This is a genomic window from Nostoc sp. LEGE 12447 (assembly GCF_015206985.1).
GTDB lineage: Bacteria > Cyanobacteriota > Cyanobacteriia > Cyanobacteriales > Nostocaceae > Nostoc.
In genome coordinates this window covers 1-26197 of sequence record NZ_JADEXT010000049.1, presented here as the reverse complement: position 1 = coordinate 26197, position 26197 = coordinate 1, and the positions used below count along the sequence as shown (strand labels likewise).

Annotated in this window: 21 protein-coding genes and 1 pseudogene; 7 read left to right on the top strand and 15 right to left on the bottom strand. The window is 42.0% G+C overall.

Features of this window, described 5'->3' with window-relative positions; all coding sequences use genetic code 11:
- Positions 1-136 precede the first annotated feature (136 nt).
- From IQ274_RS30670 to IQ274_RS30655, 4 genes are all read right to left on the bottom strand, one after another.
- Positions 137-442 (bottom strand): DUF4090 family protein, encoded by a 306-nt coding sequence (locus IQ274_RS30670; RefSeq protein ID WP_194144486.1) that lies wholly within the window; start codon positions 440-442, stop codon positions 137-139.
- Between the two features lie 352 nt (positions 443-794).
- Complete coding sequence (locus IQ274_RS30665) at positions 795-1049, bottom strand: hypothetical protein (protein ID WP_163935222.1); 255 nt, start codon at positions 1047-1049, stop codon at positions 795-797.
- 65 nt (positions 1050-1114) lie between these two features.
- Positions 1115-4201, bottom strand: a complete 3087-nt coding sequence (gene ppc, locus IQ274_RS30660) for a phosphoenolpyruvate carboxylase (protein ID WP_194144485.1) — start codon at positions 4199-4201, stop codon at positions 1115-1117.
- A gap of 101 nt (positions 4202-4302) precedes the next feature.
- Positions 4303-4539: a hypothetical protein gene (locus IQ274_RS30655; protein ID WP_163933134.1), complete on the bottom strand. Its 237-nt coding sequence runs from the start codon at positions 4537-4539 to the stop codon at positions 4303-4305.
- Between the two features lie 485 nt (positions 4540-5024).
- On the opposite strand from IQ274_RS30655, the gene IQ274_RS30650 reads away from it, so the two are divergent.
- The 4 genes from IQ274_RS30650 to IQ274_RS30635 all read left to right on the top strand — a co-directional run bounded on the left by IQ274_RS30650 (position 5025) and on the right by IQ274_RS30635 (position 11427).
- Complete coding sequence (locus IQ274_RS30650) at positions 5025-8036, top strand: DUF1574 domain-containing protein (RefSeq protein ID WP_194144484.1); 3012 nt, start codon at positions 5025-5027, stop codon at positions 8034-8036.
- Between the two features lie 124 nt (positions 8037-8160).
- Positions 8161-9660 (top strand): MBOAT family O-acyltransferase, encoded by a 1500-nt coding sequence (locus tag IQ274_RS30645; protein ID WP_163933128.1) that lies wholly within the window; start codon positions 8161-8163, stop codon positions 9658-9660.
- 328 nt (positions 9661-9988) lie between these two features.
- Positions 9989-11071 (top strand): photosystem II q(b) protein, encoded by a 1083-nt coding sequence (gene psbA / locus IQ274_RS30640; protein ID WP_012411708.1) that lies wholly within the window; start codon positions 9989-9991, stop codon positions 11069-11071.
- A 161-nt stretch (positions 11072-11232) separates the two neighbouring features.
- Positions 11233-11427 carry a hypothetical protein gene (locus IQ274_RS30635; protein WP_163933125.1) on the top strand — a complete coding sequence of 65 codons (195 nt, stop codon included), beginning with the start codon at positions 11233-11235 and terminating at the stop codon, positions 11425-11427.
- 11 nt (positions 11428-11438) lie between these two features.
- Here the strand turns inward: IQ274_RS30635 and IQ274_RS30630 are convergent, their stop codons facing one another.
- From IQ274_RS30630 to sat, 7 genes are all read right to left on the bottom strand, one after another.
- Positions 11439-12362: an ion channel gene (locus tag IQ274_RS30630; protein WP_163933122.1), complete on the bottom strand. Its 924-nt coding sequence runs from the start codon at positions 12360-12362 to the stop codon at positions 11439-11441.
- A gap of 126 nt (positions 12363-12488) precedes the next feature.
- A complete protein-coding gene (locus IQ274_RS30625; RefSeq protein ID WP_228058466.1) occupies positions 12489-13394 on the bottom strand; it encodes a YsnF/AvaK domain-containing protein in 906 nt (301 codons plus the stop codon).
- Between the two features lie 173 nt (positions 13395-13567).
- On the bottom strand, positions 13568-14443 hold the full coding sequence (locus tag IQ274_RS30620) for a DUF2382 domain-containing protein (RefSeq protein ID WP_194144482.1): 876 nt from the start codon (positions 14441-14443) through the stop codon (positions 13568-13570).
- Between the two features lie 378 nt (positions 14444-14821).
- Complete coding sequence (locus IQ274_RS30615; RefSeq protein ID WP_194144481.1) at positions 14822-15664, bottom strand: DUF2382 domain-containing protein; 843 nt, start codon at positions 15662-15664, stop codon at positions 14822-14824.
- Between the two features lie 307 nt (positions 15665-15971).
- A complete protein-coding gene (locus IQ274_RS30610) occupies positions 15972-17087 on the bottom strand; it encodes a tetratricopeptide repeat protein (RefSeq protein ID WP_194144480.1) in 1116 nt (371 codons plus the stop codon).
- Positions 17088-17154: 67 nt separating this feature from the next.
- Complete coding sequence (locus tag IQ274_RS30605) at positions 17155-19278, bottom strand: caspase family protein (RefSeq protein WP_194144479.1); 2124 nt, start codon at positions 19276-19278, stop codon at positions 17155-17157.
- Between the two features lie 189 nt (positions 19279-19467).
- Entirely contained in the window at positions 19468-20646 is a 1179-nt protein-coding gene (sat, locus tag IQ274_RS30600; RefSeq protein WP_194144478.1) for a sulfate adenylyltransferase, read from the bottom strand.
- Positions 20647-20839: 193 nt separating this feature from the next.
- On the opposite strand from sat, the gene IQ274_RS38145 reads away from it, so the two are divergent.
- Both IQ274_RS38145 and IQ274_RS38140 read left to right on the top strand, forming a co-directional pair.
- The gene (locus tag IQ274_RS38145; RefSeq protein WP_416209858.1) at positions 20840-21073 is read left to right on the top strand and encodes a hypothetical protein; all 234 of its coding nucleotides are present in this window, start codon (positions 20840-20842) and stop codon (positions 21071-21073) included.
- Positions 21070-21327, top strand: a complete 258-nt coding sequence (locus IQ274_RS38140; protein WP_416209857.1) for a Uma2 family endonuclease — start codon at positions 21070-21072, stop codon at positions 21325-21327. Before IQ274_RS38145 ends, IQ274_RS38140 begins: the two co-directional genes overlap by 4 nt.
- A gap of 227 nt (positions 21328-21554) precedes the next feature.
- Here IQ274_RS38140 and IQ274_RS30590 read toward each other — a convergent pair whose 3' ends face one another.
- Together IQ274_RS30590 and mnmA are read right to left on the bottom strand one after the other, a co-directional pair.
- A complete protein-coding gene (locus IQ274_RS30590; protein WP_194144477.1) occupies positions 21555-22649 on the bottom strand; it encodes a hemopexin repeat-containing protein in 1095 nt (364 codons plus the stop codon).
- 498 nt (positions 22650-23147) lie between these two features.
- Positions 23148-24203, bottom strand: a complete 1056-nt coding sequence (mnmA, locus tag IQ274_RS30585; RefSeq protein ID WP_194144500.1) for a tRNA 2-thiouridine(34) synthase MnmA — start codon at positions 24201-24203, stop codon at positions 23148-23150.
- Between the two features lie 332 nt (positions 24204-24535).
- Here mnmA and IQ274_RS30580 point away from each other — a divergent pair, with 332 nt between their 5' ends.
- Positions 24536-25438: a hypothetical protein gene (locus tag IQ274_RS30580; protein ID WP_194144476.1), complete on the top strand. Its 903-nt coding sequence runs from the start codon at positions 24536-24538 to the stop codon at positions 25436-25438.
- Positions 25439-25539: 101 nt separating this feature from the next.
- Here IQ274_RS30580 and IQ274_RS30575 read toward each other — a convergent pair whose 3' ends face one another.
- Together IQ274_RS30575 and IQ274_RS30570 are read right to left on the bottom strand one after the other, a co-directional pair.
- Positions 25540-25767 (bottom strand): hypothetical protein, encoded by a 228-nt coding sequence (locus tag IQ274_RS30575; protein ID WP_163933087.1) that lies wholly within the window; start codon positions 25765-25767, stop codon positions 25540-25542.
- Positions 25768-26078: 311 nt separating this feature from the next.
- Positions 26079-26197 (bottom strand): annotated as a pseudogene (locus IQ274_RS30570) (IS630 family transposase); the annotation flags it as partial.

Below are 26197 nucleotides of genomic sequence, written 5' to 3'. Positions count from 1 at the left end.
AAACGAGCGGTTAGAAACCTCGTCTACACAGACTAAACCCACCTCCGTGGATTAAAACAAAACCTTAATTTTCTCTTAGTTTGCGGAGGCGGAGGAGAGTTTGTGTAGACGTAAATTTTATGTGCCCTGGCTATATTTATTTACCGCTATAAAAAAAGGCAATTTCTTTTTCTTTTAGGGGTGCGAAACCAGCATCTACAAGTAATTGGTCAAGTTCTGCTTTGGGAATGTGTTTTGCACCAATTCGCACAATGCGCGATCGCATAGTATTAGATACGCCACTGCGCTGTCTATTGCCTTCTAGCGCCATGACTTTACCATAAAGTTCTAATTTGGCAGGCGGAATGGGAGAACCATCAAAATCAATTCCCTGTGCGATCGCTTCATCAATAGCATCAGCACCCGTGGTAGTTTGATTCCCTGGGTTAGTTTCGGTAGGCATAGTGATTTGATTTGCTCTTCTTTGCTATGGGTAGATTTTACCAGCCTTGCTGACACCTTTCTCCTGCTGAGGGTTAATTGCAATTGTCTGAATCAAAAAACCTCTCCCTGGTTCAATACTTTTTGGTTAAGGGGGAAAGGGGAAGGGGAAAAGGGCTTGAATTTACTTTTACCCAACCCCAGTAACCTTTCCCCATATCAAAAGAGAGATTATTGAGTTTATCCAAAAAGTATTGCTCCCTGGTTTTACTAGGCAAAACCTTCCCTCTCCGATTCGGAGAGGGAAGACTTGAACTTTAGTTCAAAGCAGGGAGAGGTTCGTCTAACTCACGTTTAATTGAGTAGTCAACAGATTAATCACGAGCTTGTCGCGTTATCAAACCCCCAACAAACGCTCCTAAAATCGTTCCTGTCCATAGTCCTGTTGTGCTACCTTGCCATATTGCTCCTGGTGTCATCCAAGCGTTGCACATCACCTGGAAACCCCAAGATTGGTTTTGACATTTTTGGCTATGCAGCATTATGGTGATTTGCCCACTAGTGTAAGCACCAAAAAAACCTGATAATAGCGCCAAAAAAGTGCAAATTAAAATCCTGTTTTTTGTCATTAGTCATTGGTCATTGGTCATTAGTTCCTTATTCCCATTCCCCATTCCCCATTTCCCATTCCCAATCAACCTGTATTTCTCATTCCGGCTGCAATTCCATTAATAGTTAACAATGCACCTCGCAGTAACTCGCCTTTGCTGTAACGAGAATGGATGACTCCAGAAGTGGCATTAGTATTCATAGACTGGCGTAGGCGCTTGAGCAGGGAAACTTGGATAAATCCCAAGGGGACAATTGTGCCATTGCGTAACTGCACAGATCGTTGCAAGACAGGATCGCCATCTAACAGTTGATTGTGATCGGTGATTTTTAACACCAAATCTCTTGTGAGATAGAACTCGCTGGCAATTTGGTCAAAAACCTTGGCAAAACGAACTTGGTCTTCTGATTGTGACAATTCTTGAACGTAGTGATGTGCCATTTGCATATCTACTTTTGCCAAAGTCATCTCGGCTTTAGAAATCACCATCTTGAAAAAGGGCCACTTAACGTAAAAGTAGCGCATTAATTTCAAGTGTTCTTCTGGTTCTGCGTTCAAAAACTCTTGTAAAGCTGTGCCAACACCGTACCAGGAAGGAAGCAAAAAGCGGGTTTGCGTCCAGCTAAATACCCAAGGAATAGCTCGCAGACTGCTTAAATCTTTCTTACCAGATGGGCGACGGGCTGGACGAGAACTAATTTGTAGCTGGCTAATTTCTTCAATGGGGGTTACTTGGTGGAAAAAGTCAACAAAATCAGGCTGTTCGTAAATTAAAGCCCGATAATGTTGCCGCGATCGCGCTGCTAATTCTTCCATAATCTCATTCCAGGGTTCAATATCATCAAACCCTGTCCGCAGTAGACTCGCTTGAATCACAGCAGTGGTGATGGTTTCCATGTGGTACAAAGCCAAGTCCAACAAGGAGTATTTAGAAGCCAAAACTTCTCCTTGTTCGGTAATCTTGATTCGCCCATTGATACTATGACCCGGTTGAGCCAAAATTGCCTCGTAAGCAGGGCCACCACCTCGCCCTACAGAACCGCCGCGTCCGTGGAAAATCCGCAAATTTAGATCGTATTCTTCTGCTATTTGTTGCAGTGATTTTTGGGCTTTATGAATCTCCCAGTTGCTGCTTAAAAAACCAGAGTCTTTATTGCTGTCAGAATACCCCAGCATCACTTCTTGCAAGTTAGGGGTGAGGGGGGAGGGGGAGGTAGGAAAGGCAGGGGGGGCAAGGGAGGATGAATTTTCATCGGTATCTTCTGCTTTTGCCTGTTCGTAGCCGCCGCCTAACAAAGCGCGATATAACGGGAGTTCAAACAGTTTCCGCATGACGCTTCTGGAGCGTTGTAAGTCTTCTACTGTCTCAAATAAGGGGACAACTTGAATGGTTCCCACGGCTAAGGCGGGGTCAAAAAGTCTGGCTTCTTTGGCTAACAGTAGTACTTCTAGCACGTCGCTCACGTCGCGGCACATGCTGATAATGTAAGTTTGGCAAATATTTAGACCAAATTCTTGTTGGAGCGATCGCACGACGCGAAAAGTTTCAATTACATCGTTGGTTTTTTCAGAAAATGGCAATTCTGCTGGAATTAACGGCCGGCGGGTTTGCAGTTCTCCTGTGAGCCAAGCTACTCTTTGCTCCTCAGATAGTTCGTTGTAAGGTTGAGGTAATATTTGCAGGTATTGTAGAATCTCATTCAGCGCATCAGCGTGGCGGGATGATTCTTGACGGATATCTAGCTGTGTCAAGTTAAAACCAAAAATTTCTACCTGACAGATAAGATTTTCTAAATCTCGACAGCTTAAACCTGTTTCTGTCAAGTTACGCTGAATCATCCGCAGTTCAGCTAAAAAATCGTCTCCCGAACGATACAGGGGACTATCTTGATTTTTTGGCGTTTCCCGATTGTACAAAGCTAGATTGCGATCGCGAGTATTTTCTAGCCGTTTTAATACATAAGCGAGTTTCAGCCGATAGGGTTCTTGCCGATAACGCAGCGCCAGTGCATCATATACCTCACTCAACTGGGACTGATCTAACTCTAGAGATTCCAGCAAATCTGGTAAGACATCACTCCAGTGCATCGACACACTCAACAATTCAATCAGATTTTTCACTGACTGAATATATCTCCCCAGTACCATTTTGCGCTGATAACAAGCTGTTTGCCAGGTGACTTCTGGTGTAACTGACGGATTCCCATCCCTGTCTGAGCCTACCCAAGAACCAAAAGAGCAAAAGTTTTTACTTGGGGGTTCTAGCCAAGGAAAGGTATTGGATAGTGTATGTTTAAAACGTTTATAAAGTTGAGGAATGCCATCAAATAAAACTTCTTGGAAGTAGTGTAGGGCATAATCTACTTCATCTAGCACAGTCGGTTTGAACTGGTGAAGTTCGTCGGTGCGCCACCAGAGGCGAATTTCTTCAAGCAATTGTTCGCGGACATCTGCTGCTTCCCAAGCATATCCGCCACCTGTACCACCAGCATGGTTTTCTAAGGTATCCAGTTTTTGCAAGAGTTGTACCACCTGTCGCTGCTTATCCCGGATGGTATGACGAACAATTTCCGTCGGGTGCGCTGTGAAAACTAAGCGCACATCCAGATGAGCAATGAGACGTTGAATCTGCTGGGGTGGTACATTCTGTTTGAATAAATAGGGAAACAAAGCAGCGAAAGTCCCTTTTGGTTTCACTTGCGCTTTTTCGAGATAATTCTTTGCCAGCAATTCTGCTGCTATTCCCTTGCTAACAGGCGCATCATCTTCTCTTTGATTGGACGAGTAATTGACATTAGATGCTCTTTCTGCATCTGTAGGCTCTGTTTCTGCCTCATAGCGACTCAGTTGCTGCCTTTGCTCGTATTCCTGCTCTATGATGTTAATCAGCTGAAAATACAGAGCGAAAGCACGAGCCGCGCGGATTGCTTCGTTGATATTTAGTTGTTCAATTAATTTGACGGCTGAGGATGCTTGGTCATTTGTTGCCTGTCCTTCTGGCGAACACAAATCGCGCAACTGCCGCAACAGGTCTACCATGTTTTGACCGCATTCTTGCCGGAGAACAGACTCCCACAATTCTTCCACTACCTGGAGACGATGACGCAAAAATAATTCCGACACCGGGTATATATCCGCAGTTTGAGACGAAGAGTATAAAAGGGAACCCATATTCTCTATCTTGTAAAGCTAATTACTGTTGACGCTTCTAGGTTTTCTACTGAATGCTCATCGGGTTATTCCTGAGCAAATAATTATTTGGTGTATATTTTCTAAGTTTGATTAGTTTCGCGCTCCTCTGGGAAGTCGAGAATGGGTAGGCGATCGCCTCGAAACAATTCTTCACTGGCTTCCCCTATGCTTTCTAGTGCCCTTACGGTGGTTTTTCCGGTAATGAGCAGCAGTAATATAGACGCTGTACCTATTTGTAGAAGGAACGATTGGGGAATGGTAAATAAATCGAGATGGGATGGTGGGTTAGTTGAGGGTTCTTGGTTGGCAGGAGGCATTGCTAATTTTTGGTTATGGGAATATGAGTAGAGACGTAGAGACGCGATTCATCACGTCTGTACAGGAGTTAAGAGTTAGGAATTAGGATAACTCCAACAATCGAGGGATGGAGTTGAAATGAGATAAGCTTGTTGGTTATTTCACCTATTAGGAGCGTTAGCGCAATGAAACGCAAGTCTAGCTTTAAAGGACAAGTCATCAGTCAGTCATATAGAATTATTCTGACTCCTGGCTCCTGTATGCGATTAATCGCGTCTCTCCTAACTCCTAACTTCTGATTTATGACTCCCTATTAGTAAAATAAACGCAAAACTCAATATTAGTCAGACTTACAACCTGTACAAGACTATCTTGGCCGATTTTGTAAGCTACGAAGGTAACAAAATTGTTAAAAAAAAACGTCAGAGTGTGATAGACCTATGGTTCTAGTTTACAAGTGCAGGCACTATCCCCCAACCATCGCTTCCTGTAAAGTTAACTTCCCATGAAAACAGTATTACCAGATCGCCAGCAATCCTTAGTGCAATGGGTAAGCCAAGCCACAGGGATTAACACTTTCGGGGTGAAAGTCCGGTTACGGGGAAATGACCTTCATATTCTTTGTGAAGGTACAGAATGTCCGCAGCGTTGGCGTACTTTGTCTGATTTGCTGCAAGCATTACAGCAAACAAACTTAGATATTCTCACAAGCAGCGAACAAACCTCAATATATCAAGTATTTGTCTATGGCCGAAGAAAAGGGGAACAGCGCCCCAAATGGTGCCATCGGGTTTACTTGAATCAAATAGATAAGCATCTGGAGCAAGTGGAGCAAGCCTTGCTCGCAGATTCGGAAAAATCAAAACAGTCGGGTGGGGCGCTAATTGTCTCTAACGAAAGTTTGGCACGCCAAGGAAACCCAGAGGCGATCGCTAGATATCTCAGCGAAACTCTGAGTACGTTAGGTGTATCGGTACAGGCAAAGATTAAGCCATATCAGCCAAAGAACTCTCAGCCGGAAGAAAACCGCCTGTGGATATTTTGCCAGTCGAGCTATAGCCCTGATGCTTCATTGCTTGCAGAACCAATAGCAGAGAAGTTGCGTTATCTCAAGCTTTCCGGCTACCAAGATGCCGTAATTGTTTCCCAGGTGAGCGGCGAAACTGCCCCTGATTGGTTACTGCGTGTCGATTTGACCCCATCAGAGGTAATGCTGAAAGAATGGGCGCGTTGGGGTGATATCCAAGCGATCGCTCGGCTATTAACTGAAGTATTGTCAGGATTAAAAGTTGCTGTCCAAGCTTCTCTGAAAGAATCAACTCTACATATCTTTTGTACGCCAGCTTTTGATCCTTTAGGAACTGCGCCAATCCCAGACAAGGCAGTGTGCTTAGAGGCAATTGTACCCCAGTTAGAAGCGATCGCACCTCAAGGCATTCTCGCCGCCACCATCTACGGACAAAAAGCAGGCGACAAGCAACCCACTTGGATTGATTGGCTAGCTTTACCCGCCACAACCTATCCCGCCTTTGCCACATCACCACTAGATTTAGCTAATACAGGCGATGAACCAGCCATCACATTTTTACTGGAGCGTTTACTCAATCCTGACCTAGATTGGCGTTTATTGACAGGTGGAATTCGCGTCCTCTTACTGAACAAAAATGATTTACTGCACATCATGTGTGATGCGCCTGTTTGTCCAGGTCGTCAACAAGTAGCAAGTAAAATTACGCAGTTTATCCGCCATTTGAAAATTCCCGGTATTATGGGAATACGTATATACGGTCGCCGGGCTGGGAATAAAGAACCTTTTTGGCACTATGGCGTTGATCTTGAACATCGCCAACGTTTAGTACCAGAAGCAACACCAGAATTCGCTGCCACTTCTAAATACGTAGATGATTTAATACCCTCTGAGACTAGTGAACCAATTTTGCGCCCAGACTTAACAACAGAAGAAGTTCAAAGTTTTGTAACAGAAGTAGCGCGAGATTGGATAGCAACGGCGAGTGCAACCGCGAAAAAGTTCCTGTTAAAAAGCCAGCTATTTACCGAAAGCCACCAGTTAGCAGAAGAAAATCCTGACGATCAAGGGCTTAAAATTGCTCTAGTTTGGGGGACATTGGGATTATTACTGACTCTCCAAACTGATTGGGTATTGGGTCGAATTACTGCACAGACTAAACCGAGTTTGCCAAAAGTCGCCAGTGTCTTACCTTCATCATCTGGACAAAAGGCATCTTTAACATCTGAAAAAACTCAGAGTGAGAAACCGGTATTTTTTAGCAGCACTTCTAAAACAAAATCTCCTGCAAATCAGAGTTCTGTATTTAATGCTTCTGAGTTTACTCAAAGTGATGATACTTCGGCAAAGAATTTGGCAGCCGCACCATTGAAACAAAAAGCAACCGCAACAGCTATTCTTTTAGCAGCGCGATCGCAGATGCCAAGTTTCAATGTCAGGCAGTTAGATGAGCAGCTAGCACTGTATAAACAGCGTTTAGCGAGAACTGGTACACCGCCCGATGTGTTAATTATTGGCTCCTCCCGCGCCCTCAGAGGAGTAGACCCAGCAGAACTTTCTAAAGCTTTAGCGACTCAGGGCTATCCCAATATTGACGTGTTTAACTTTGGAATCAACGGTGCTACTGCACAAGTTGTAGACTTTGTGCTTCGTCACGTGCTGGAACCATCAGAACTGCCTAAAATAATTCTTTGGGCGGATGGGGCCCGTGCTTTCAATGGTGGGCGTGAAGACATCACCTTTAAATCCATTGCTGCATCAGCTGGTTATAAGCAAGCATTTCAAAAAAACCCCAAAATAGCAAATAGTAGCGAATCGCCCGAAAATCAGGAAAGTTCGCCAGAAGAGAAGGTAAAAGAAGAAAAACAGGAGATTAGCACATATCAAGCTGTCAATGATTCTTTAAATCAGGGTCTAGCATCTCTTTCTGCTAGCTATCAAAACCGCGACCAAATTAAAGGCTTATTGCAAAAACAATTGCTTATATTTGGTCATAATCAGACAGTTGCATCACAAAAACAGCTAACAGACGGAACTTCAGATGAGAGTGCTTCCCAGCAAGCAGTTGATTTTGATGGCTTTCTACCTTTGTCTATTCGCTTCAATCCTGCTAGATACTATCAAAAACATTCTAGAGTTCCCGGAAATTACGACAACGACTATAAATTTTTCCAAGTAGAAGGACAGCAAGATGCTGCTCTTCAAGAAGTGCTTCAGTTTACCCAGTCTCAGAAAATTTCCTTAGTGTTTGTCAATATGCCTCTCACGGCAGATTATTTAGATCCAGTGCGTAGACAATATGAGCAACAATTTCAGCAATATATGTTGCGTCTAGCTACTAATCCCAACTTTATTTATCGGGATCTGAGCCAAAAGTGGCCCAAAGCACATGACTACTTCTCCGATCCCAGCCACCTCAACCGCTTTGGAGCATACGAAGTCTCCAAAAAGCTGGCTAATGACCCGATGATTCCTTGGCCAGTGAAGTAGGGACAAGGGGAATCGGGAATGGGGAATGGGGAGGCAGGGGGAGAATTCGTAACTCCTAACTCTTCACTTGGAACTGTTTTGCCCAATGACAAATGACAATTGACAAATAACAAATGACTAAAAAATGAACTTTATATCAATTTTCTATGGTCTTTTCTTGTTGAGTGTTTTAGGAATTTACTGGTCTTTAGCACAACAGAAATTACGATTATGGACGCTGCTAATTGCTAGTTTGGTTTTCTACGCATCTTTGCATATCCAATACATACCATTGCTATTAGCATTGACGTTTATCAATTTTCGTTTGGGGCTAGAGATTGGGAAAAATACATCACCAGGAAAACATTCTCTTGATTGGCAAATTTCTAATGAAGAGTGGCAATTTGCCCAAGGTGACTGGAATCGCCGTCGTCTAAAAGTTTTGTGGCTGGGTATAGCTCTAAATGTTTTACTATTATTAGCTTTTAAGTATCTAACCCCTCTATTTAAGTTTGTTTTCAATATCCAAGCAAACTCACCAGATAGCTCTTTTAAATTGATTGCACCTTTGGGAATTTCATTTTTCACCTTTGAGTGTATTGCCTATTTAATAGATGTCTATCGTGGTGCGCCTGCTACCGATCAGTTTCTTAAATTTGCCACTTATAAATTATTCTTCGCCAAACTGATTTCCGGCCCGATTACGCGCTACCACAACTTAGCAAATCAATTCAATACGCTAGACTTTCCCAGTGCCGATAGAGTAGCAGAAGGGCTGTGGTTAATTGCTAGAGGTGCAGTCAAAAAAGGTATTTTTGCAGACCACCTGGGAATTTTTGTCGATTTATGCTTTGGTAACTTACAACGGGCCGGTAGTACCGATCTCTGGTTAGCAACATTTGCCTACGGTTTGCAGTTATATCTAGATTTCAACGGTTACGTAGATATTGCCCGTGGGAGTGCCTTACTTTTCGGCTTGGTTCTACCTGAAAATTTTGACTTTCCCTACTTCAGCACCAGTATTGGAGAATTTTGGCGGCGCTGGCATATCACTCTCGGAGATTGGCTACGTAACTATGTCTACTTTCCTTTGGGTGGTTCGCGTCGGGGTTTAGTCCGCACCTGCTGGAATTTATTTACTGTGATGCTAATCGCTGGTATCTGGCACGGTGCTGCTTTGGGTTATGTAGTTTGGGGCATATTCCACGGGTTAGCCTTGGTGGTTCATCGACTTACAGATGCTATGAGCGATCGCTTTGAAAATCTGGAGCAATTCTGGCAAAATCCTCTAGGTATCTTCGTTGCTTGGTTTTTGACCCAACTGATGGTTTTTACCTCTTGGATTTGGTTCCGCCTACCAAATATCGCAGACTCTTCTTTAGTAATCCGACACCTTTGGCGTTATCCTGCTGATGCCCAGTTTGCTCAAAAGGTCTATGTGGATGCTTTAAATATTAGCCAATACCAACTCACTTGGGTACTGCTAACTTTAGCTGCTCTGATGGCTGTAGTCTATGCCTTTAACCGGATGCTGAAGTTAGAGTTTAACTGGCCCATTAAGCTTGTCTTTGTCCCTCTATGTTTCTACGCTGTTTGGTTATTAGCTCCTGAAGGCAGCTTGCCCTATATCTACTTTGATTTCTAAGTTTCTAGAAACAATCAACTGCAACATAAGACAATGTACAACTTATTATTTCGTTACAATTTATCCTGGCTATTTGTAACGGAATGTAAAGAGAATAAACTAGGCGATCGGTTTAATTTTGCAAGAGCTTAGAAAGCTTTAATCGCTTACTTTTATCACTATTATTCCTAGTAGAAAAACTTTACATTTCGACGTTCTTGTTAAAGAATTCTATTACAGAATATTAAGCCAAAGATCGCGTCCAAGTAATTTCATGTAGACTGTAATTCAACAGGCAAAAGAGAATCTGCTTGTTCCATTTTTAACAAAAAATAGCACTTATAAAACAATGACCACAACCTTACAACGGCGCTCTGGCGCTAACGTTTGGGATCGCTTTTGCGAGTGGATTACCAGCACTGACAACCGTATATATGTTGGTTGGTTTGGTGTACTGATGATCCCAACCCTATTAGCTGCTACTGCTTGCTTCGTAATTGCCTTCATCGCAGCACCTCCAGTAGATATTGATGGTATCCGTGAGCCAGTTGCAGGTTCTTTGATCTACGGAAACAACATCATCTCTGGTGCAGTTGTTCCTTCCTCCAACGCTATTGGCTTGCACTTCTACCCAATCTGGGAAGCTGCTTCCTTAGATGAGTGGTTGTACAACGGTGGCCCTTACCAGTTGGTAGTTTTCCACTTCTTGATCGGTTGCGCTTGCTACCTGGGTCGTCAGTGGGAACTTTCTTACCGCTTAGGTATGCGTCCTTGGATTTGCGTAGCTTACAGCGCACCTTTGGCTTCTGCTACCGCAGTATTCTTGATCTACCCAATCGGTCAAGGTTCTTTCTCCGATGGTATGCCTTTGGGTATCTCTGGAACCTTCAACTTCATGATCGTGTTCCAAGCAGAACACAACATCTTGATGCACCCCTTCCACATGTTAGGTGTGGCTGGTGTATTCGGCGGTTCCTTGTTCTCTGCAATGCACGGTTCTCTAGTAACTTCTTCCTTGGTGCGTGAAACCACCGAAACCGAATCCCTTAACTACGGTTACAAATTCGGTCAAGAAGAAGAAACCTACAACATCGTTGCAGCCCACGGTTACTTCGGTCGTTTGATCTTCCAATACGCTTCCTTCAACAACAGCCGTTCACTGCACTTCTTCTTAGCAGCTTGGCCCGTCGTCGGTATCTGGTTCACAGCTTTGGGTATCAGCACGATGGCGTTCAACCTGAACGGTTTCAACTTTAACCAATCAATTATTGACTCTCAAGGTCGCGTTATCAGCACCTGGGCAGATGTAATCAACCGCGCTAACTTGGGTATGGAAGTAATGCACGAGCGTAACGCTCACAACTTCCCCCTAGACTTAGCTGCTGGTGAAATTACTCCTGTAGCAATGACTGCTCCTGCTATCAACGGTTAATTCTGAAGATTAGCTAAATAAAAAGCGCCCTCCAGTGATGGAGGGCGCTTTTTTATTGGAGCCATATTTAATTGATTTAATCAAAACAGAATGGGTAGCAAATTTTTCAGCCAAACATCATCAGTAGCGCGATAATAGATATAGAGATCAAAATACTTTATATGTCCTTTTCCCCCTCCGCCTGTTGTGTTGTCGTCCTCAACCAACAACAGGAGCAAAATATTTCTCACCAGAACAAGTGTCAGGATTTACCAGTTAACCACAGCAAAAGTATGGTTAAAAATTGCACTGTAGTTGAAAATGGTCGAGTCGTCGTTAAAGCCTTACAATCCTCTGACAATCAGACTTCCGAGTAAGTTTCAGACATTTAAAGCATTTCATCTAAAGGTAAAACATCGTGAAAGCGGTTGTAATCAATGTAGCGATGTCCATCAGGTGCGTGGTAGAAGATATCGGCAAATTGATTATTCCACAAAATTTCATTAGCAGCATAACTATGACGGGCATGGACTACCTGTGCAACCGTTTCATCAATGCCACTCAAAGAGACAATTAAGATAGTATTTGTCTGGATTAAGGATTCTGGTGTCATCCCATATAGAGGGCTAAACTCATCAATGACATGCATCACTGACCAGCTTAAGGTGAAGCTAGGTGTTTGGTTCCTTAAGAGTTTGAGATCGTAGAACCGACGTATAAATTGCCCTTCTAGAGTTATTTCGTCGCGCATTAAGTAGACTCGCATCTGCGCCTCTAAAATCATATTGCGACGCTGATTAGCGGTGCGAAATATGAGAGTTGGCATTGCATCATGAGGTGTAATTACAGCAACACGACTAAAAAGCACCCTAGCTGTAGGTCGAGAGAATCGAGCAAAAGCTAGCCCCGTCATCACAGCAATTCCCACCAAACCGATCATTGCTTCAATGGTGACAATAATGTTGGCGTAAGTTGTTTTGGGATACATCGCCCCATAGCCGATGGATGCTAGGGTTTGCACGCTAAAGAAAAAGACATCTAGAAAAGAGCCTGGTCGGGCGTTAGCAATACAATCTCCTCCTATCAAGTAAGCTAGGGCAAATAGAGCATTGATAGTTATATAGAAAGTACAAATCAGCAGTAGAAAGCCAGCCCAGGGAATCGTTAACAGCAAATGGTAGGGATCGCGCCAGTAAGAATGCCATAGACCCATACCCATAATCTCAAATTTTCCGTCTCGAACTTGAATCTGAATAGGTGAAATCAGACGCTGTTGTCTCTTCCGTGAAAGTCTCTTCAGTCGAAATTTCATTGCAAGTAGCCAAAAGAACGGCAACTGCTTAGTATTTTGACACTCTCTGAGCTGAAGTGATTAAATCAGCAAAAAAATAGGATGAGCATTGCCCATCCTACTAATTTATCTGCTAGAAACTTATTTTTACGGCTTGAGTGATTGATCTTTCGAACAGCGATCAAACCACTCCTGGTATTTATTCTTATGTGACTCATCTTCAACAGCAATGGTAACACGCACTCGATTGCAGCCGTGATTTTGCTCTAGTGCGATCGCATTCAACAATAAACTAGCAGTTTTCGGCGAGTTAAATTCGCCGCTTATTGTTAAACCGCTTTCAAAATATGTACCTTCAAGTCTTTCTACGTGGGTCAAGTCAACATTAGCAATTTCCTCTTGACCTAAATCAATTTCTGCGAGTTGTTTGTGTTCTGGGCTAATTTGTTCCACAATCAGCTTTTCACGCCGGACAGGAACTTGGATCATTTGGGTTTCGATGACTTTGCGAACAATAACCTCACCAACTTTTCGCTTACTGCTTTCGACAACTAGCCGTTCTTCTAGTAGACGAATAATCTGTTCTTCGCTGACCTCTTCTAAATTTGCTGGTTCAACTGCGTTACTTCTAGTTTGATTATTAACCAATTGCTCCGTTGAGTTGCCTAGGCTTAGGCCCTCGTAGACATCGCCGGTTTTTTCTGCTTCTGAATATTCAGGCATATATTCGATTTCTGATTTGTTGAAGTCTATGAAAACAGATTTAGTCGGCTTGTCGATTTTTTTGATTCTCTGGCTCTGCAATCGAAATAAAGAAGGATGTTTATCAGCTAACTGCTCGCCATATTCTAGAGTTTGTTGATTGACCTGGTTTGATATAACTAGGTTTAACCGCCTATTAGCATCCACAATTAAATCATGAACGACTCCTACTAGCTGACCTTGGTTATCGAACACAGCAAAATTCTTCACCTTCTTTTTCAAATCTGCTATTGAGGTGATTGAGGTGTTAGTGCCAGAATTACCGTTTGCCTGTCCAATGTTTTTTGTCATCGGTTGGCTATTCATAATATGCAAAGTTTATGAACTGCTTTTTACTTAGCTAAATTAAATGTATTACTCATCCAAAGCTATTGGAAGCACAGGTAAAGCCAATTCAACAGCTTTACCTGTACTTTGTCGAATTAATTATTAGTCATTAGCTATTAACTAATGACTATATTTGGTTAGCGTTCTTCGATGGGAAAATTACCAGAATTCACATCAAGCTCTTCACGACGCACAGTTTCTTGCGTTTCAACTGTGTCTTGATCTACCACTTTTCTAACTCTGACTTCTTCACGCAAAAATGCTTCTTTACGAACATCAGGAGTTTCTTCGTGGATTTCTAGACGAGCAACTTCGCCTTCACGGAAATCTGCTTCGCGTCCAGAAACGGCAGTACCTGCATCTGCTGGAGTTACACGTTCAATCACAACTCGCTCTCTTTCTATTGGCACTGCAACCCGTGCAGTCTCAGTTTCAACACGCTTGCCAATGGATACTTCTCCAGTTTTTTGGCGATGTTTGCTGGCAATCAGCCGTTCTTCATACAATCTCAGAGTTTGATGATCTTGCTCATTTAACCCAAATAAAGAAGGCTCACGTTCGTAACTATAGTCATCACGGGCGTAAGTGGGTGTTGTACCCAATGGAGCTACAGAATCTAATGGTGCGGAAGCATCTACAGGAGCAGCATAATCAGTGGGTTGGCGATATACACCACGCACCCGTTCCTCATAGTCGTAATCAAGGGTTTGACGCTCATTAAACTCAGGTAAATCTTCTGCTTGCTCTCTAGTCAAGCCAATTGTGTAGACGCGATCAACGCTATAGTCGATACGGGCACGACCAATTGGTAGTAATACTTTTTTACCAAAAATCCAGAAGCCTAAGTCAACAACTAGATAGCGAAAATGACCTTCTTCGTCAACTAAAACATCGCTAACAGTGCCAATTTTTTCATCAGTTCCTTGTGTATAAACCCCAAGTCCGCTAATATCATGGCCTTCAAATGCATCACGATAGTTAGGCTCAAAATCTTCTAATTTGTAGAGTACCATTATTATTTAACCTCAATATTTTTCTTTTCAATTCATAGTAATTATGATAAGTATTTCTTTACTTGCTTACATCCTTCTGTCGAATGAAATATTTCAATAGTTAAATAACCAAAAGTTATAGTTATTTTTCTTGATGGCAGATAAAAGCAGCCCTAATTGAATAATACTTTAAAAGTTATATCCCCAACTTTTAAAAAAGTTGGGGATATAAACACCACAAATTTTCACCAGACAGATATTAAGGAGTGAGGAATTTTTCTTGTAATTAAATACTGTAGAGAATACAAATTGATCTGGCCTTCTCTACGAGACGCTAGCACAAATATTCCGTTACGCTAACATCCGGCATCTCTACAACTTTTAAAAAATCCAATCCCCTTAAATAGTTTCATGTGTGGTACTGCCATGTTCATTCACATGTAAATTACCCGCAGTATCAACATCTAACTCTTCTCGACGAATGGTGTCTTGTGCTTCGACTGTATCTCTTTCTACGACTTTCTTGACTCGTACTTCTTCTCGCACAAAGGCTTCTTTGCGTATATCAGGCGTTTCTTCATAAACTTCTATGCGTGCAACTTCACCTTCTTGAAACCTAAGTTCATTGGTATCTACAACTTTTCCTGCTTCTGTTGGCAGAACTCGCTCAATTACAACTCGTTCTTTTTGAATAGGTACTGTAACACTTGCAGTATCTGTTTCAATGTGTTTACCAACCGTTACTTCACCGGTTTTGATGCGCTGTTTATTTGCAATCAACCGTTCTTCATAGAGTTTGAAAGTTTGATGAGATTGCTCATTCAGTCCGTATAAAGCTGGTTCTGTCTGGTAATCGTATGAATTGCGATCATAAGTTAAACCGCTAGTTGGAGAACGAAATCCACTACGTACCTTTTCTTCGTAATCATGATCAAAAATTGTGTCTTCTTTGTACTCAACTAAACCTTCTACTTGGTGTTTGCTTAACCCATCAACATAGACACGTTTTGCAGGATAATCAATCCGGGAAAGACCAATTGGTAGTAAGATTTTTTTCCCAGAAAAATCTTCGCTTGTGTCAATAACTAAATATCGGAAATGACCATCATCATCAACTAAAACATCAGTGACTGAGCCAACTTTGTCTCCTCCCTCAGTATAAAGAATCAGTGATTTAACGTCGTCTCCACCAAAAGTTTCTCGATAGTTTGGATCAAAATGTTCAAGTTTATGAAGAGGCATACTATGTTGTTTCCAGGTTGTTTATAACCTTTAGTGTAAAAAATATTGTGCTGAGTCTCATCCTGCTGGCGACTGAATTCAGTTGAGATATTTTATAGTTTATAATTCATCCTTTATGAGCAAAATACTCAATTTGAACACTTAGGTCAATCAATAGGAGTACAACTAAAGTCATAAAAAGCTCTAATTTGTACTGGTATCAAAAATTGCTTGGATGTTTTATCTCGAACGCTAGCCAGTACAGAGACACTTATGTAGTATCCAAAGATTAGAACGGTAAAAAACAAAGAGATGGGAGGCGCAAAATCTAACCTGCAAGTATTTTCTTAAACCGTTCATCTGCTCGAATTAAATCAAAGTCAGAATTATTTTTTGCTAAATCTCGATGTTGATCGCCTCTTAATTTAATTGCCTGTATCAAACTTTCAATAGCTAAATCACGATCGTTTTTTAATGCATGACAACGGGCTTTATGGCACCAAGCCCAATGAAATTCAGGCTGAAGTTCTAAGGCTCTCTCATAAGAAGCGATCGCTTCATCATGTCGTTGTAGTTTTCTAAGTGAATTACCGCACCCAAACCAAGCTATATAGTTATCTGATTGGATAGCAATTGCTTTTTGATAAGATAATAATGCTTTTTGATAGCGCCCTAATCTTCTCAGTGCCCAGCCGTGATTGATCCAAGCAAGAAAAGAATTAGGTTCTCTCTGAATAACTTGTTCATAGCAGGCTAATGAATCTTCATATCGACCTTCAAAAAATAAAGCATCTCCTTGTTTAAGATAATCATTAGCAGTAAAAAATAAATGAGTATTTCCAGCCTTGAGTATTTCTAGCTGTGTTGTTAATTCTTGGATTTTTTGTTGAATTTCTGGGTGAACATAATCTTGTGTTAATGATGGGGAAGGTGTTAATCCAGAAAGTTGCTGAAGAATTAGCTCTTTTTGATTTTGAGCATCTAAAAATAGATTATTTAATTGGGATAATTGCCCTAAAAAGTCGGACTTTAATATTTCTAGCTCTTGCTTAAAATCTTCTGTTTGTTTTTTTACCTCTGCTGCGACTTCTTTTTCTAGTTGTGTTTTGACTTCTGTCTCTAATTGTTGCTTTGTTTCAGTTACTAATTCACTAACTACACTACGACGTAGCAACCAAACACCAGCCGCCGCCAAGATTGGCAAAAAAGTTAATACGATTAGCAAAATGTTGAGTAGGGTTGTGCTATGACCAAAAGCCCGATCTACTTCCGATTGAACGCGATCGCGTATTTCTTTCTCTTGTTGTAGTTTTTCTAGTTGGTCTTGCTGCTGAGTTGAAATTGTCGGATTGGGTAAGTCAGTTGGCTTTGCTTGGGCGGTAGCAATACTGGCAGATAGTAAGACGAGTGAGAACGCTAACCCTACCCGATTCTTGATTTTCATGAAACTCTATTAAGTGTTAATACAGGAACCATAGTTATATACACAACTAAATTCCTGAATTCCATGTTTACACTACTTGAAAACTAAAGCTAAGACTTGCCCAATTATTCACATCTAAAATATATGAGTCGGCTGTGCCGTTCATCTCAGCCTTGAGGGGGCTGGCGTTATGCAAGTCTTGTAACAAGGCTTGTGCAACGTCTAAAGGATTTAACAATGGGCCAATCGGCCCTTCTTCGGCTGTGGGATATTGAGCAGTATTCAAGGCGGAAAGAGTTCCGCTAAAGGGTGTAGTACTAAAAATCAGTTGTTGTTCGCACTCAGAAGCTGGCCCTGAAATCACCCATTGCGAAGCAGTATTTTGGGGTAGTGTGAGGCTTTCACCTGGGGCGATGACGACTTCTTGGAGAATGGGCTTGATATCGGCAATATTGGGTTCTTGGGGTGTTTCCCAAGAGTAGAAGGCAACTGCCGTATGATTATTGTTTAATCCCAGCAAGATTAAATATACTGGGCGATCGCTCTGGTTTTCCACTCGATATTGCATTCGACTACCGATAGGCACAATTGGAGTGGGGAGAGACGCGATCAATCGCGTCTGTACTGATTTTTTAATCGAAGTTTCACTTTTGAAAGTTCTTACTGTTTCGCGCTGCATAATGACGCGAGGCGATATATTATTAATTATTTCTAAGGTTGCCTTGAGAGCCAAGCGAGAAGAACCTCCATTTTCTGTAAGCCGCCATAACTTGGCTGCTAGCAAGGTTGATAATTTTGGCGCTAACCTTTGCACTGTTAATTTTATTGCTTCTCCTACTTCCCCCGTGGTATTGGGAATTGGCTCGCCCCCAAGAGAAAATAGACCATAACGACTAGGAGTTTGCTGTAGCTTGGCAAATACATAATCAGCTGGTTTTTCTCCTAGGGCTACGGTAGATACATGGGAAAATCCCGCAAAGGCACTTGTAGCGTCTACCCGCTCAATTCTTTCTAATCCAGTATCGAAAGCTATTGTTAAATTAATATTTCGGGGTAAAACTCGGACTGCTTCTTGGACGAGTTGCCCGATTTGTAGGGGATTTGAACCTTCAATTTTGGAAATTTGCGCTTTTGCTGTTAACCCAGTGCGCGATCGCAATACTAATTGCTCTTTTGTCTGTAGTGTAAACCTAGAATTAACTCCGTAGTATAGCAGCACTTGTGGGGGTAATCCTGCTAACCACAGATGTACGGTTTTACCATCTCCTTCAATATCACTCACCGCGCCTTCTGCACCAATGATACCGTCTGGCAGTAGAGACGTTATATCTGGATTTTTCTGACTACTCAATAACGCTGGTTGCTGTTTACTACCTGATTTATATAGAGAATTTTCCACGTGGGAAAGGGCAACTTGAACTTTGGTGGCTGGCGTGAATTCCCACAAATACTGCGTCAAGGCGTAGGTGAATAACCCAGCACTAAAACCAGAAAAAAGACCTTCCCTTGCTGGCTGCTTTGGTTCTGAGGTAGCTGCTAAAACAATTGGAGTATTGGATAAATTCTGAGTTTTAAGTTGTTTGAGAAAGTCGAGTTCTTCTGTTGCTAGCTTTGCTCCCGACTCCTGAAGGGCACGAGTTTTTAATCCTATTACTGTGTTAGGAGCATCATAGCTAGTATCCAATACTGCTGTTACTTTGTCTGTGGAGAGCGATCGCAGTAATAGCAGTAGAGTTTCTTCTAATATATGATTGACTATTTTGTCATCTTGTAAGTCAAGAGCTGCATTAGCTGTCACCAGAGCATTTTGCATTGTATCTGGCGATGTTTCCAATTTGACACGAGTGCCATAACCGCTAAAGTGGAAAAAAGTTATATCACCAGGTTTAGCTTGTTTGCCCAGATGATCCGCAAAAGCCGCTTCAATGAATTCCCGGCTGGCTTGTTCCTCAGTTAAGGTTAGAATATCTGACCCTTGAAAACCAAAGCGGTTAATCAAAAGTTCTCTTTGTAGTTCTACATCTGTCAGACAACCACTGAGGTTTGGGGTTTTGGAGTATTGGTTAATACCTATTAACAATGCCAACTTGCGCGAGTTCGGTTGTGCCAAAGCCTGATAGTAGCGATTTCCTAAAGTCAACCACTCAGCTTCCGTTACTCCCAATACCGCGAGTATTGAGCCAATTTTATGTAAAAACGTGCGGCGTTTCATAATTAGCTATCAGCCCTAAGCCCATTAGCTAGCAGCTTACAGGGCTGAACTCTGTATTGTAAAGTTACAAAAGTGTGGGGAATGGGGAATGGGGAATGGGGAATGGGGAAGAATAAGTCCAAACTCCAAACTCCAAACTCCTAATTTTTAACTCCTAACTCCTAACTCTGCACTGTTTTGCCCACTTCCCTAAACAGGCACTTCTATTCGCATTGCCCGCGCTAACTCTGCTGCTACTTCTGGACGAGAAAATTCTGGTGGAGGTAATTCACCACGCCGCAGCATTTCCCTAACTTTTGTCCCTGATAGGTGAATACGTTCTTCTGGCCTGCTGGGACTAGTTTTAGATGTTGCCATCTGCTTAGTGCGCGTGCAGTAAAAAGCGTGTTCAAATTTCATCGGCACAATGCCCAATTCGCCTGGCGCAAACTCTTCAAAGATATACTGTGCATCGTAAGTACCGTAATAGTCACCAACGCCAGCATGATCCCGTCCGACTATAAAGTGAGTACAGCCGTAGTTTTTGCGGACTAAAGCATGGAATATTGCTTCACGAGGCCCAGCATAGCGCATTGCGGCTGGATTAATTGCCAAAGTTACCCGGTCTAAGGGGTAGTAATGTTCCAGCAAAATTTCATAGCAGCGCATCCGCACATCAGCGGCAATATCATCTTCTTTTGTTGCTCCAACTAATGGGTGCAAAAATAGACCATCAACAGTTTCTAAAGCGCACTTTTGAATATATTCGTGGGCGCGGTGGATAGGGTTGCGAGTTTGGAAACCAACGATTGTTTTCCAACCGTTATCTTTAAATAGTTGCCGTGAGGCAGCTGGATCTATTTGGTAAGTGGGAAACTGGGGATGAGGTTCGCGCTGCAACAGCCAAATATCACCCGCCAGATGTACAGTACCTTGGTTATAGAGTACCTGCACGCCTGGATGTTTGACATCATCAGTGCGGTAGACATTAATGGCTTCGCGGGTTTTGTCGTAGTTATATTTTTGCGTGAGTTGCAAAACTGCAATAAATTCACCTCTGGAGTTATCCAGACGAATTAAGCCACCTTCTTGCAATGGGGAAGCTACTTCTTCGCTGACCGATAGTGTAATCGGGATTGACCACACAAGACCATTAGCTAGTCGCATTTCTGTAACAGTGTGATCGTAGTCTTCTTGGTTCATAAAACCCGTGAGTGGACTAAAAGCACCGATCGCAATCATTTCTACATCCGAAACGGCGCGATCGTCAAGTTGCACTCGCGGCAAAAAGTCAGCTTTTGAGAGAAACTCTGCTCTTTGTTCTGGTGTGGCGATACGGTTAACCAACTGTCCACCGTGGGGGGCTATGGCATCTGGATTGTGACTCAACGTAATCCCCTCTTTGTTTTTACTGTTATTGTTTCAGATTATGTACTAACTTATCAAATGCTGGTACGTAGAGAAAAAGAGTTTAGGAAATGAAGGAAAATTTTGCAACTAGCCTCTAGGCGATCTGATTAGGTTACGCTAAAGCTAATCCAGCCTCAAGTTTCAGAATAGTTCCTTCATAAGGAAAATGCTTATGAATGCTGTATCTCCCGTTGTTAAACCTGTTAGCCAAATGCGGCTAGCACCTGGTAGTACAGTGTCTATTCAAGATGTAAGCTGGAAGGAATTTGAGTCTATCTTGCAAGAACTGGGGGAAAAGCGATCGCTACAAGTTGCTTACAGCAAGTCTACGTTAGAAATTATGGTTCCTCTACCCGAACACGAAAAATCAAAGGACTTAATTTCGGATATTGTCAAAATCTGTTGAAGCTCGCCGGGAAAAGTTATGAACCCTTCGGTTCAACCACCTTCAAGCGGGAAAATATAGCGGGGGTAGAACCAGATGCTTGTTTCTACATCCAGAATTACCAAAGAATGATCGGTCGTCGCAAGCTGGAACCAAACGATCCGCCTCCTGATTTGGCAATTGAAACAGATGTAACATTAAAAATAACACTTGATGCTTACGAAGCGATCGCAGTTCCAGAACTATGGATTTACGATAACTTTTCAAAGTATTAGAGAACGTTAAACATTTATCAGAATTTCGCTCTTTTAAAAATAATTTGCTGATAGCTCTAGATGGGACATAATATTTTTGATTTATAAATAACCCCCGCCTTCATATTTAAGGCGGGGGTAAAGAATAGTTGTTTAGTTATCTCGAAAAATGTAAATTCATACTCCGATTTAGGAACGCCGAAAATCGATGGTTTTGAAGATTTTGAGCTTCTGGCTAAAATCGTTTGCTAAAACGCAGTCGCAGCATCGATTCCATCGGCAAAGGCATCTAGTCCAGTCCAATTGCCTTTAATCGGTTTTGGATAACCCTCATCAGATCGATCAGCAGCAATATCGTAGCGAATAAACTCAGGTCCGCTGAATAAATAAACTTTACCATTACCTAGATTCAGGGCGGCATCGATATTTAAAAAATGAACTCCAGGCCAATAATTTGCAATGTGAAAACTATCACCTGTGGCTCGCCCGGCAGCAATCTCATAGCGAGCATAATTAGTACCTTTGAAGAAATAAACTTTGCCCTTGTCTAGATTGACGGCAGCATCAATATCTTTATCGAAGGCATCCATTCCAGCCCAATTGTCTTTAATCGGTTTTGGATAACCACTATCAATTTGAGCAGTAGGCGCATCGTAGCTAATATACTCAGAGCCTTTGAACACATAAATCTTCTCATTGTCCCAATGTAGAGCAGCATCGAACCTGTCAGCGAAGACATCTAATCCAGGCCAATTGCCTTTAATCGGTTTTGGATAACCCTCATCGGCTCGATTAGCAGCAATATCAAACTGGATATACTGGTCTCCTTTGAAAAAATAAGCTTTTTTCAAAGGATTTGAGATGGGGCGATCGCGGGGGTCGAGGAGACCAGAAGAAATGTCTGTGATATTAAAAGTAAGTGCGTCACTCTCATTAGTCGTTGTCACGATATAGAAATAATCGCCGCAAGCATCATTTTTGTACTTGTTCCCTTTTTTGAACCAATGTTTAGTTCCATTCCTAATAGTAAATAATTTCACGGTAGATCCGTTATCACTAAAATCACCAGATAAATAACTGTAGTCGGATGTAACGTAGAGATAGCCACCGTTGTAGGTTAGCCATTTGTCTTTATAGGGGCCATCATAAAACTTGAAGGAACATCGATCAGTATCGAAAATTTCCATCGTAAAATGGGCAACATAGGCATCATCAGTAGATAAGCACAGATACTTGCTGTACGATTCTTTACAGGTCGATGTTAAAAAGTGTTTGTATTCGTATTTAACTCCTACAAGCTCGTGTCCCACAGATAACTTGACATATCTTTTTTGATTTTCCATTTGAATTCTCCATTGAAGTTGAATGTAATTTGCAAACCGAGCATTTCCTGATTGAGGAAAAAACTTTTGTAGCTCGTAGTACGGATGTGAATTTAAGATTTTTCACAACCGTTATCAGCTAATTTAAGCTTTCAATACTCGTCAATTTATAAAACGATTAGAAAGATATTCACTCTTCAAAGCACAAAAGACAAGGACAGATAAGACAGATAAGAAACTTTTTTTAAAAACATAAGAATCCGGTTTAAATTTTGAAAACATACTGAGATTGAAATACATGTCCAGCAAGGATTTCTCTCTAAAATCCGTTTAAAAATCAAATAGGATTCGTATATATGAAGCAGATGTTCTCTATCAGAGTTTTGAGGAGTAGCTCTTTTTCTGGCATTATTATCCAATTTAAAGACAAAAATACCCCTCCAAAACTCAGGGCAGCTTTTGCCTATCTGAAGTTCACAGGAGGGGCAGTTTTGACTTCTACCGAAACCGGGGTAAGATTCAACTAAACTGCTCAATAATTCCGCCACCTAACACTTTCTCGCCGTCGTACCACACCGCCGCTTGTCCGGGGGTGATGCTGAATTGGGGTTCATCAAACACCAAACGCACACGGGAGTTTTCCAACGGAATCACCGTCACTGGTGTAGCCGTTGAACGATAGCGAATTTGCACTTCGGCATGAATTGGGGTGGATGGTTCAGCAATAGAAACCCAATTTACCCGTCCGACAGTGCATTCTGGTTGAGTTACCTTGGTGCGATCGCCTACTACTACTTTATTATTTTCTGCATCTAATTCAATCACATACAAAGGTTCAGCAGCAGCAATCCCCAAACCTTTGCGCTGGCCAATTGTGTAGTGATGGACACCATCATGCTGTCCCAAAACTTTGCCTGCGGTATCGACAATATCGCCTGTTTTGGGAGCTAAATATTTATCCAAAAATGCCCGCATGGAACCATTACTTTCCACTAAGCATAAGTCTTGACTTTCTGGCTTGTCAGCAGTTTTCAGTCCGTATTCAGCCGCAATCCGGCGCGTATCAGTTTTTTCTAGTTCGCCCAGAGGAAATATAGTTGCTGCAAGTAAATCTTGAGACAAATCATAGAGAAAATATGACTGGTCTTTGTTGCGGTCAACAGCCCTTAATAACTGGTAACGTCCAGTTGCTTCGTCATAGCTAATTCGGGCATAATGACCAGTGGCAATGCGATCGCACCCCAATTCTTCATGGGCATACTGCACCATTGGGCCAAACTTCACCGTTTTATTGCATTGTGAGCAAGGCAAAGGCGTGATTCCAGCACTGTAGCCAGTCACCAGGTAATCGACAATATGCGTTTGAAAGACATCCCGAATATCTACAATTTGATGGGGAACGCCCAGTTGTTCACAGAGATCAGCCGCGTCGATCATACCTTCAGAGCAACATTGACCTTTGCCTTTCATTAGCCAAAGAGTCAAACCAATCACTTCATAGCCCTGATGGTGCAGGATAGCTGCTGCGGTGGAACTGTCAACGCCACCAGAAAGACCAACGACGACTTTTTTCATACAAAGTACGACACGATAGCTGCGTGGTTGTCCAATTGTAGCACACACTCTTTTAAAGCCTTGCTACCAAAGCACTTCGGTTTGAGAACAAGTAGCACTTCGGCAAGCTCAGTGACCATCGTAGACATCGCTATTCACTCTTCCATAACTCTTATCTAAGATTAATTACAGATGTATTGTTTGCCACGCAGATGAGCTAATTTTACGTTAACGCTATATAGTTGCTACAACGGTGAACTAATTAGTTCCTGATGGAAATTGCTTAAAAATACTTTGACTACTTTCTAAGTACTATGTCGAGAGGAATACCAAGTAAATTTACCCCTTTTCAGATGCTGCGCCGAAGTTCTGAGGGTTGGAAGCCTACTATCCGATTTCTCCCCCTGTTAGTAGGAGGATGGTTAGTGCTGATTCCTGACTATGCCCCAGCACAAGCACAAATCCACAACAGTATGCTATTGGCTCAACAAGGAGGTGAAGCTTTACCACCACCGCCAATTCCCTTTGGTCAACAGCCATCAACGCAGTTACAACCAGCAGAACTAGTGGAGGATAATCAATCGGATCTCAACTTTCAACCCCCACAACCATTACAAAATAATCAATCCGATCTGAACTTTCAACCCCCACAACCATTACAAAATAATCAATCCGGTCAGAACTTTCAGCCCCCTCAACCTACACAGTTTAGTCAATATAACCAGAACTTTGAGCGCTACTTAGTTTACGTAGATAGTAGTGATTTCCAGACGCTGCAAGCAATCCGCCAGATTGAACCCAGTGCTTACATTCGCGAGTACCAAGGAAGGAATGTTATTCAGTCAGGTGTTTTTAACAGAGTATCTAACGCCCAACAACGGGTGAATGAGTTACAGTCACGGGGAATATATAGCGCTCGGATTATCAGCTTTGGTAACGGACAGGAAATAGATGTAGGTAATAGAGGCTTTGTAGGGGAACGCAGCAATATAAATCCTCCCAAGCAAGCCTCTAGATATTATGTCGTTATTCCGACTACTCAAGAACAGTTATCTGCGATCGCAGAACAAATTAGGCAGAATCTAGCCCGATTTAGTCAAGATTTAGGACGGTCTGGCGCAGTCCTCGAAAGGACGCAACCACGAGGGCCACACGTAGCAGTAGGGCCTTTCGCCGATCGATTCCAAGCTGAGGAATGGAATAAGTATCTGCGAAATATAGGATACCGAAATGCCAGAGTTTTCTACGGTAAATGAAGAAGTTACGAGTCCATCAATTTGAGATTTTGGATTTTGAATTGAAGAACAAATCAAAAATTTAAAATTCAAAATTGATAGACTCTCCACTTCCACAATTCTTAACGCAGGGATTCAATAATTACCGCTATTGTAATTAAACACAAGAGGATAATTCCCACAGGAAGCAAAAATTGTTGTAACAGGTATAACAGTATAGGTATGATTTGTAAGATACCTAAACCACTAGATAAGACGTAAGCGATCGCAATCCCAAACAGCACTAACAAGAAATATTTCAAAGACTTAGAAGCAAAGCGAAAGAGAAGTGTATCTTGATTGGTGTCCATAATTTTACTCACGAAAGTAGCTGATTTTTAGCAGTGAATATTTTTTTGATTTCCCATTTCTCATTTACAAAATCAGAAATGGGAAATCATACCCAGCACGAAGATTAGTTTTACACGTGGATATTTCCCTGATGGGGTGGATTATTCAAAGACTGTTGTTGCCTTTGTGGATTGCTTTGCTTCTCATAACTAACTAATAGTTGGAATGAAATAAACAAGCCCAACAACAGCAGCAAAAACGAGCCGAAACTAGAAGAATACTTATTTATTTCTCGCTCAACACCACATTTCAGGCAAACATATCTATAGGATTAGTATTTGATTTTTGAAAAAGCTCCGTACATCTGAAGAGACGGAAAATCAAAAGTAGTATTTTGAATGAACCACTCAAACATCCACTTTAGATGAGAGAATTTTGGAATTAAAGCAC

Excerpts from the sequence above, each read along its gene's own strand:
- IQ274_RS30575 (WP_163933087.1), bottom strand. The coding sequence starts at position 25,767 with ATGGACACCAATCAAGATACACTTCTCTTTCGCTTTGCTTCTAAGTCT.
- ppc (WP_194144485.1), bottom strand. The coding sequence starts at position 4,201 with ATGGGTTCCCTTTTATACTCTTCGTCTCAAACTGCGGATATATACCCG.
- IQ274_RS30580 (WP_194144476.1), top strand. The coding sequence starts at position 24,536 with ATGCTGCGCCGAAGTTCTGAGGGTTGGAAGCCTACTATCCGATTTCTC.
- psbA (WP_012411708.1), top strand. The coding sequence starts at position 9,989 with ATGACCACAACCTTACAACGGCGCTCTGGCGCTAACGTTTGGGATCGC.
- IQ274_RS30620 (WP_194144482.1), bottom strand. The coding sequence starts at position 14,443 with ATGGTACTCTACAAATTAGAAGATTTTGAGCCTAACTATCGTGATGCA.
- IQ274_RS30590 (WP_194144477.1), bottom strand. The coding sequence starts at position 22,649 with ATGGAAAATCAAAAAAGATATGTCAAGTTATCTGTGGGACACGAGCTT.
- IQ274_RS30645 (WP_163933128.1), top strand. The coding sequence starts at position 8,161 with ATGAACTTTATATCAATTTTCTATGGTCTTTTCTTGTTGAGTGTTTTA.
- IQ274_RS30610 (WP_194144480.1), bottom strand. The coding sequence starts at position 17,087 with ATGAAAATCAAGAATCGGGTAGGGTTAGCGTTCTCACTCGTCTTACTA.
- IQ274_RS30650 (WP_194144484.1), top strand. The coding sequence starts at position 5,025 with ATGAAAACAGTATTACCAGATCGCCAGCAATCCTTAGTGCAATGGGTA.
- IQ274_RS38145 (WP_416209858.1), top strand. The coding sequence starts at position 20,840 with ATGAATGCTGTATCTCCCGTTGTTAAACCTGTTAGCCAAATGCGGCTA.
- IQ274_RS30625 (WP_228058466.1), bottom strand. The coding sequence starts at position 13,394 with ATGACAAAAAACATTGGACAGGCAAACGGTAATTCTGGCACTAACACC.
- IQ274_RS30605 (WP_194144479.1), bottom strand. The coding sequence starts at position 19,278 with ATGAAACGCCGCACGTTTTTACATAAAATTGGCTCAATACTCGCGGTA.
- mnmA (WP_194144500.1), bottom strand. The coding sequence starts at position 24,203 with ATGAAAAAAGTCGTCGTTGGTCTTTCTGGTGGCGTTGACAGTTCCACC.
- IQ274_RS30665 (WP_163935222.1), bottom strand. The coding sequence starts at position 1,049 with ATGACAAAAAACAGGATTTTAATTTGCACTTTTTTGGCGCTATTATCA.
- IQ274_RS30670 (WP_194144486.1), bottom strand. The coding sequence starts at position 442 with ATGCCTACCGAAACTAACCCAGGGAATCAAACTACCACGGGTGCTGAT.
- IQ274_RS30615 (WP_194144481.1), bottom strand. The coding sequence starts at position 15,664 with ATGCCTCTTCATAAACTTGAACATTTTGATCCAAACTATCGAGAAACT.
- IQ274_RS30630 (WP_163933122.1), bottom strand. The coding sequence starts at position 12,362 with ATGAAATTTCGACTGAAGAGACTTTCACGGAAGAGACAACAGCGTCTG.
- IQ274_RS30655 (WP_163933134.1), bottom strand. The coding sequence starts at position 4,539 with ATGCCTCCTGCCAACCAAGAACCCTCAACTAACCCACCATCCCATCTC.
- IQ274_RS30635 (WP_163933125.1), top strand. The coding sequence starts at position 11,233 with ATGTCCTTTTCCCCCTCCGCCTGTTGTGTTGTCGTCCTCAACCAACAA.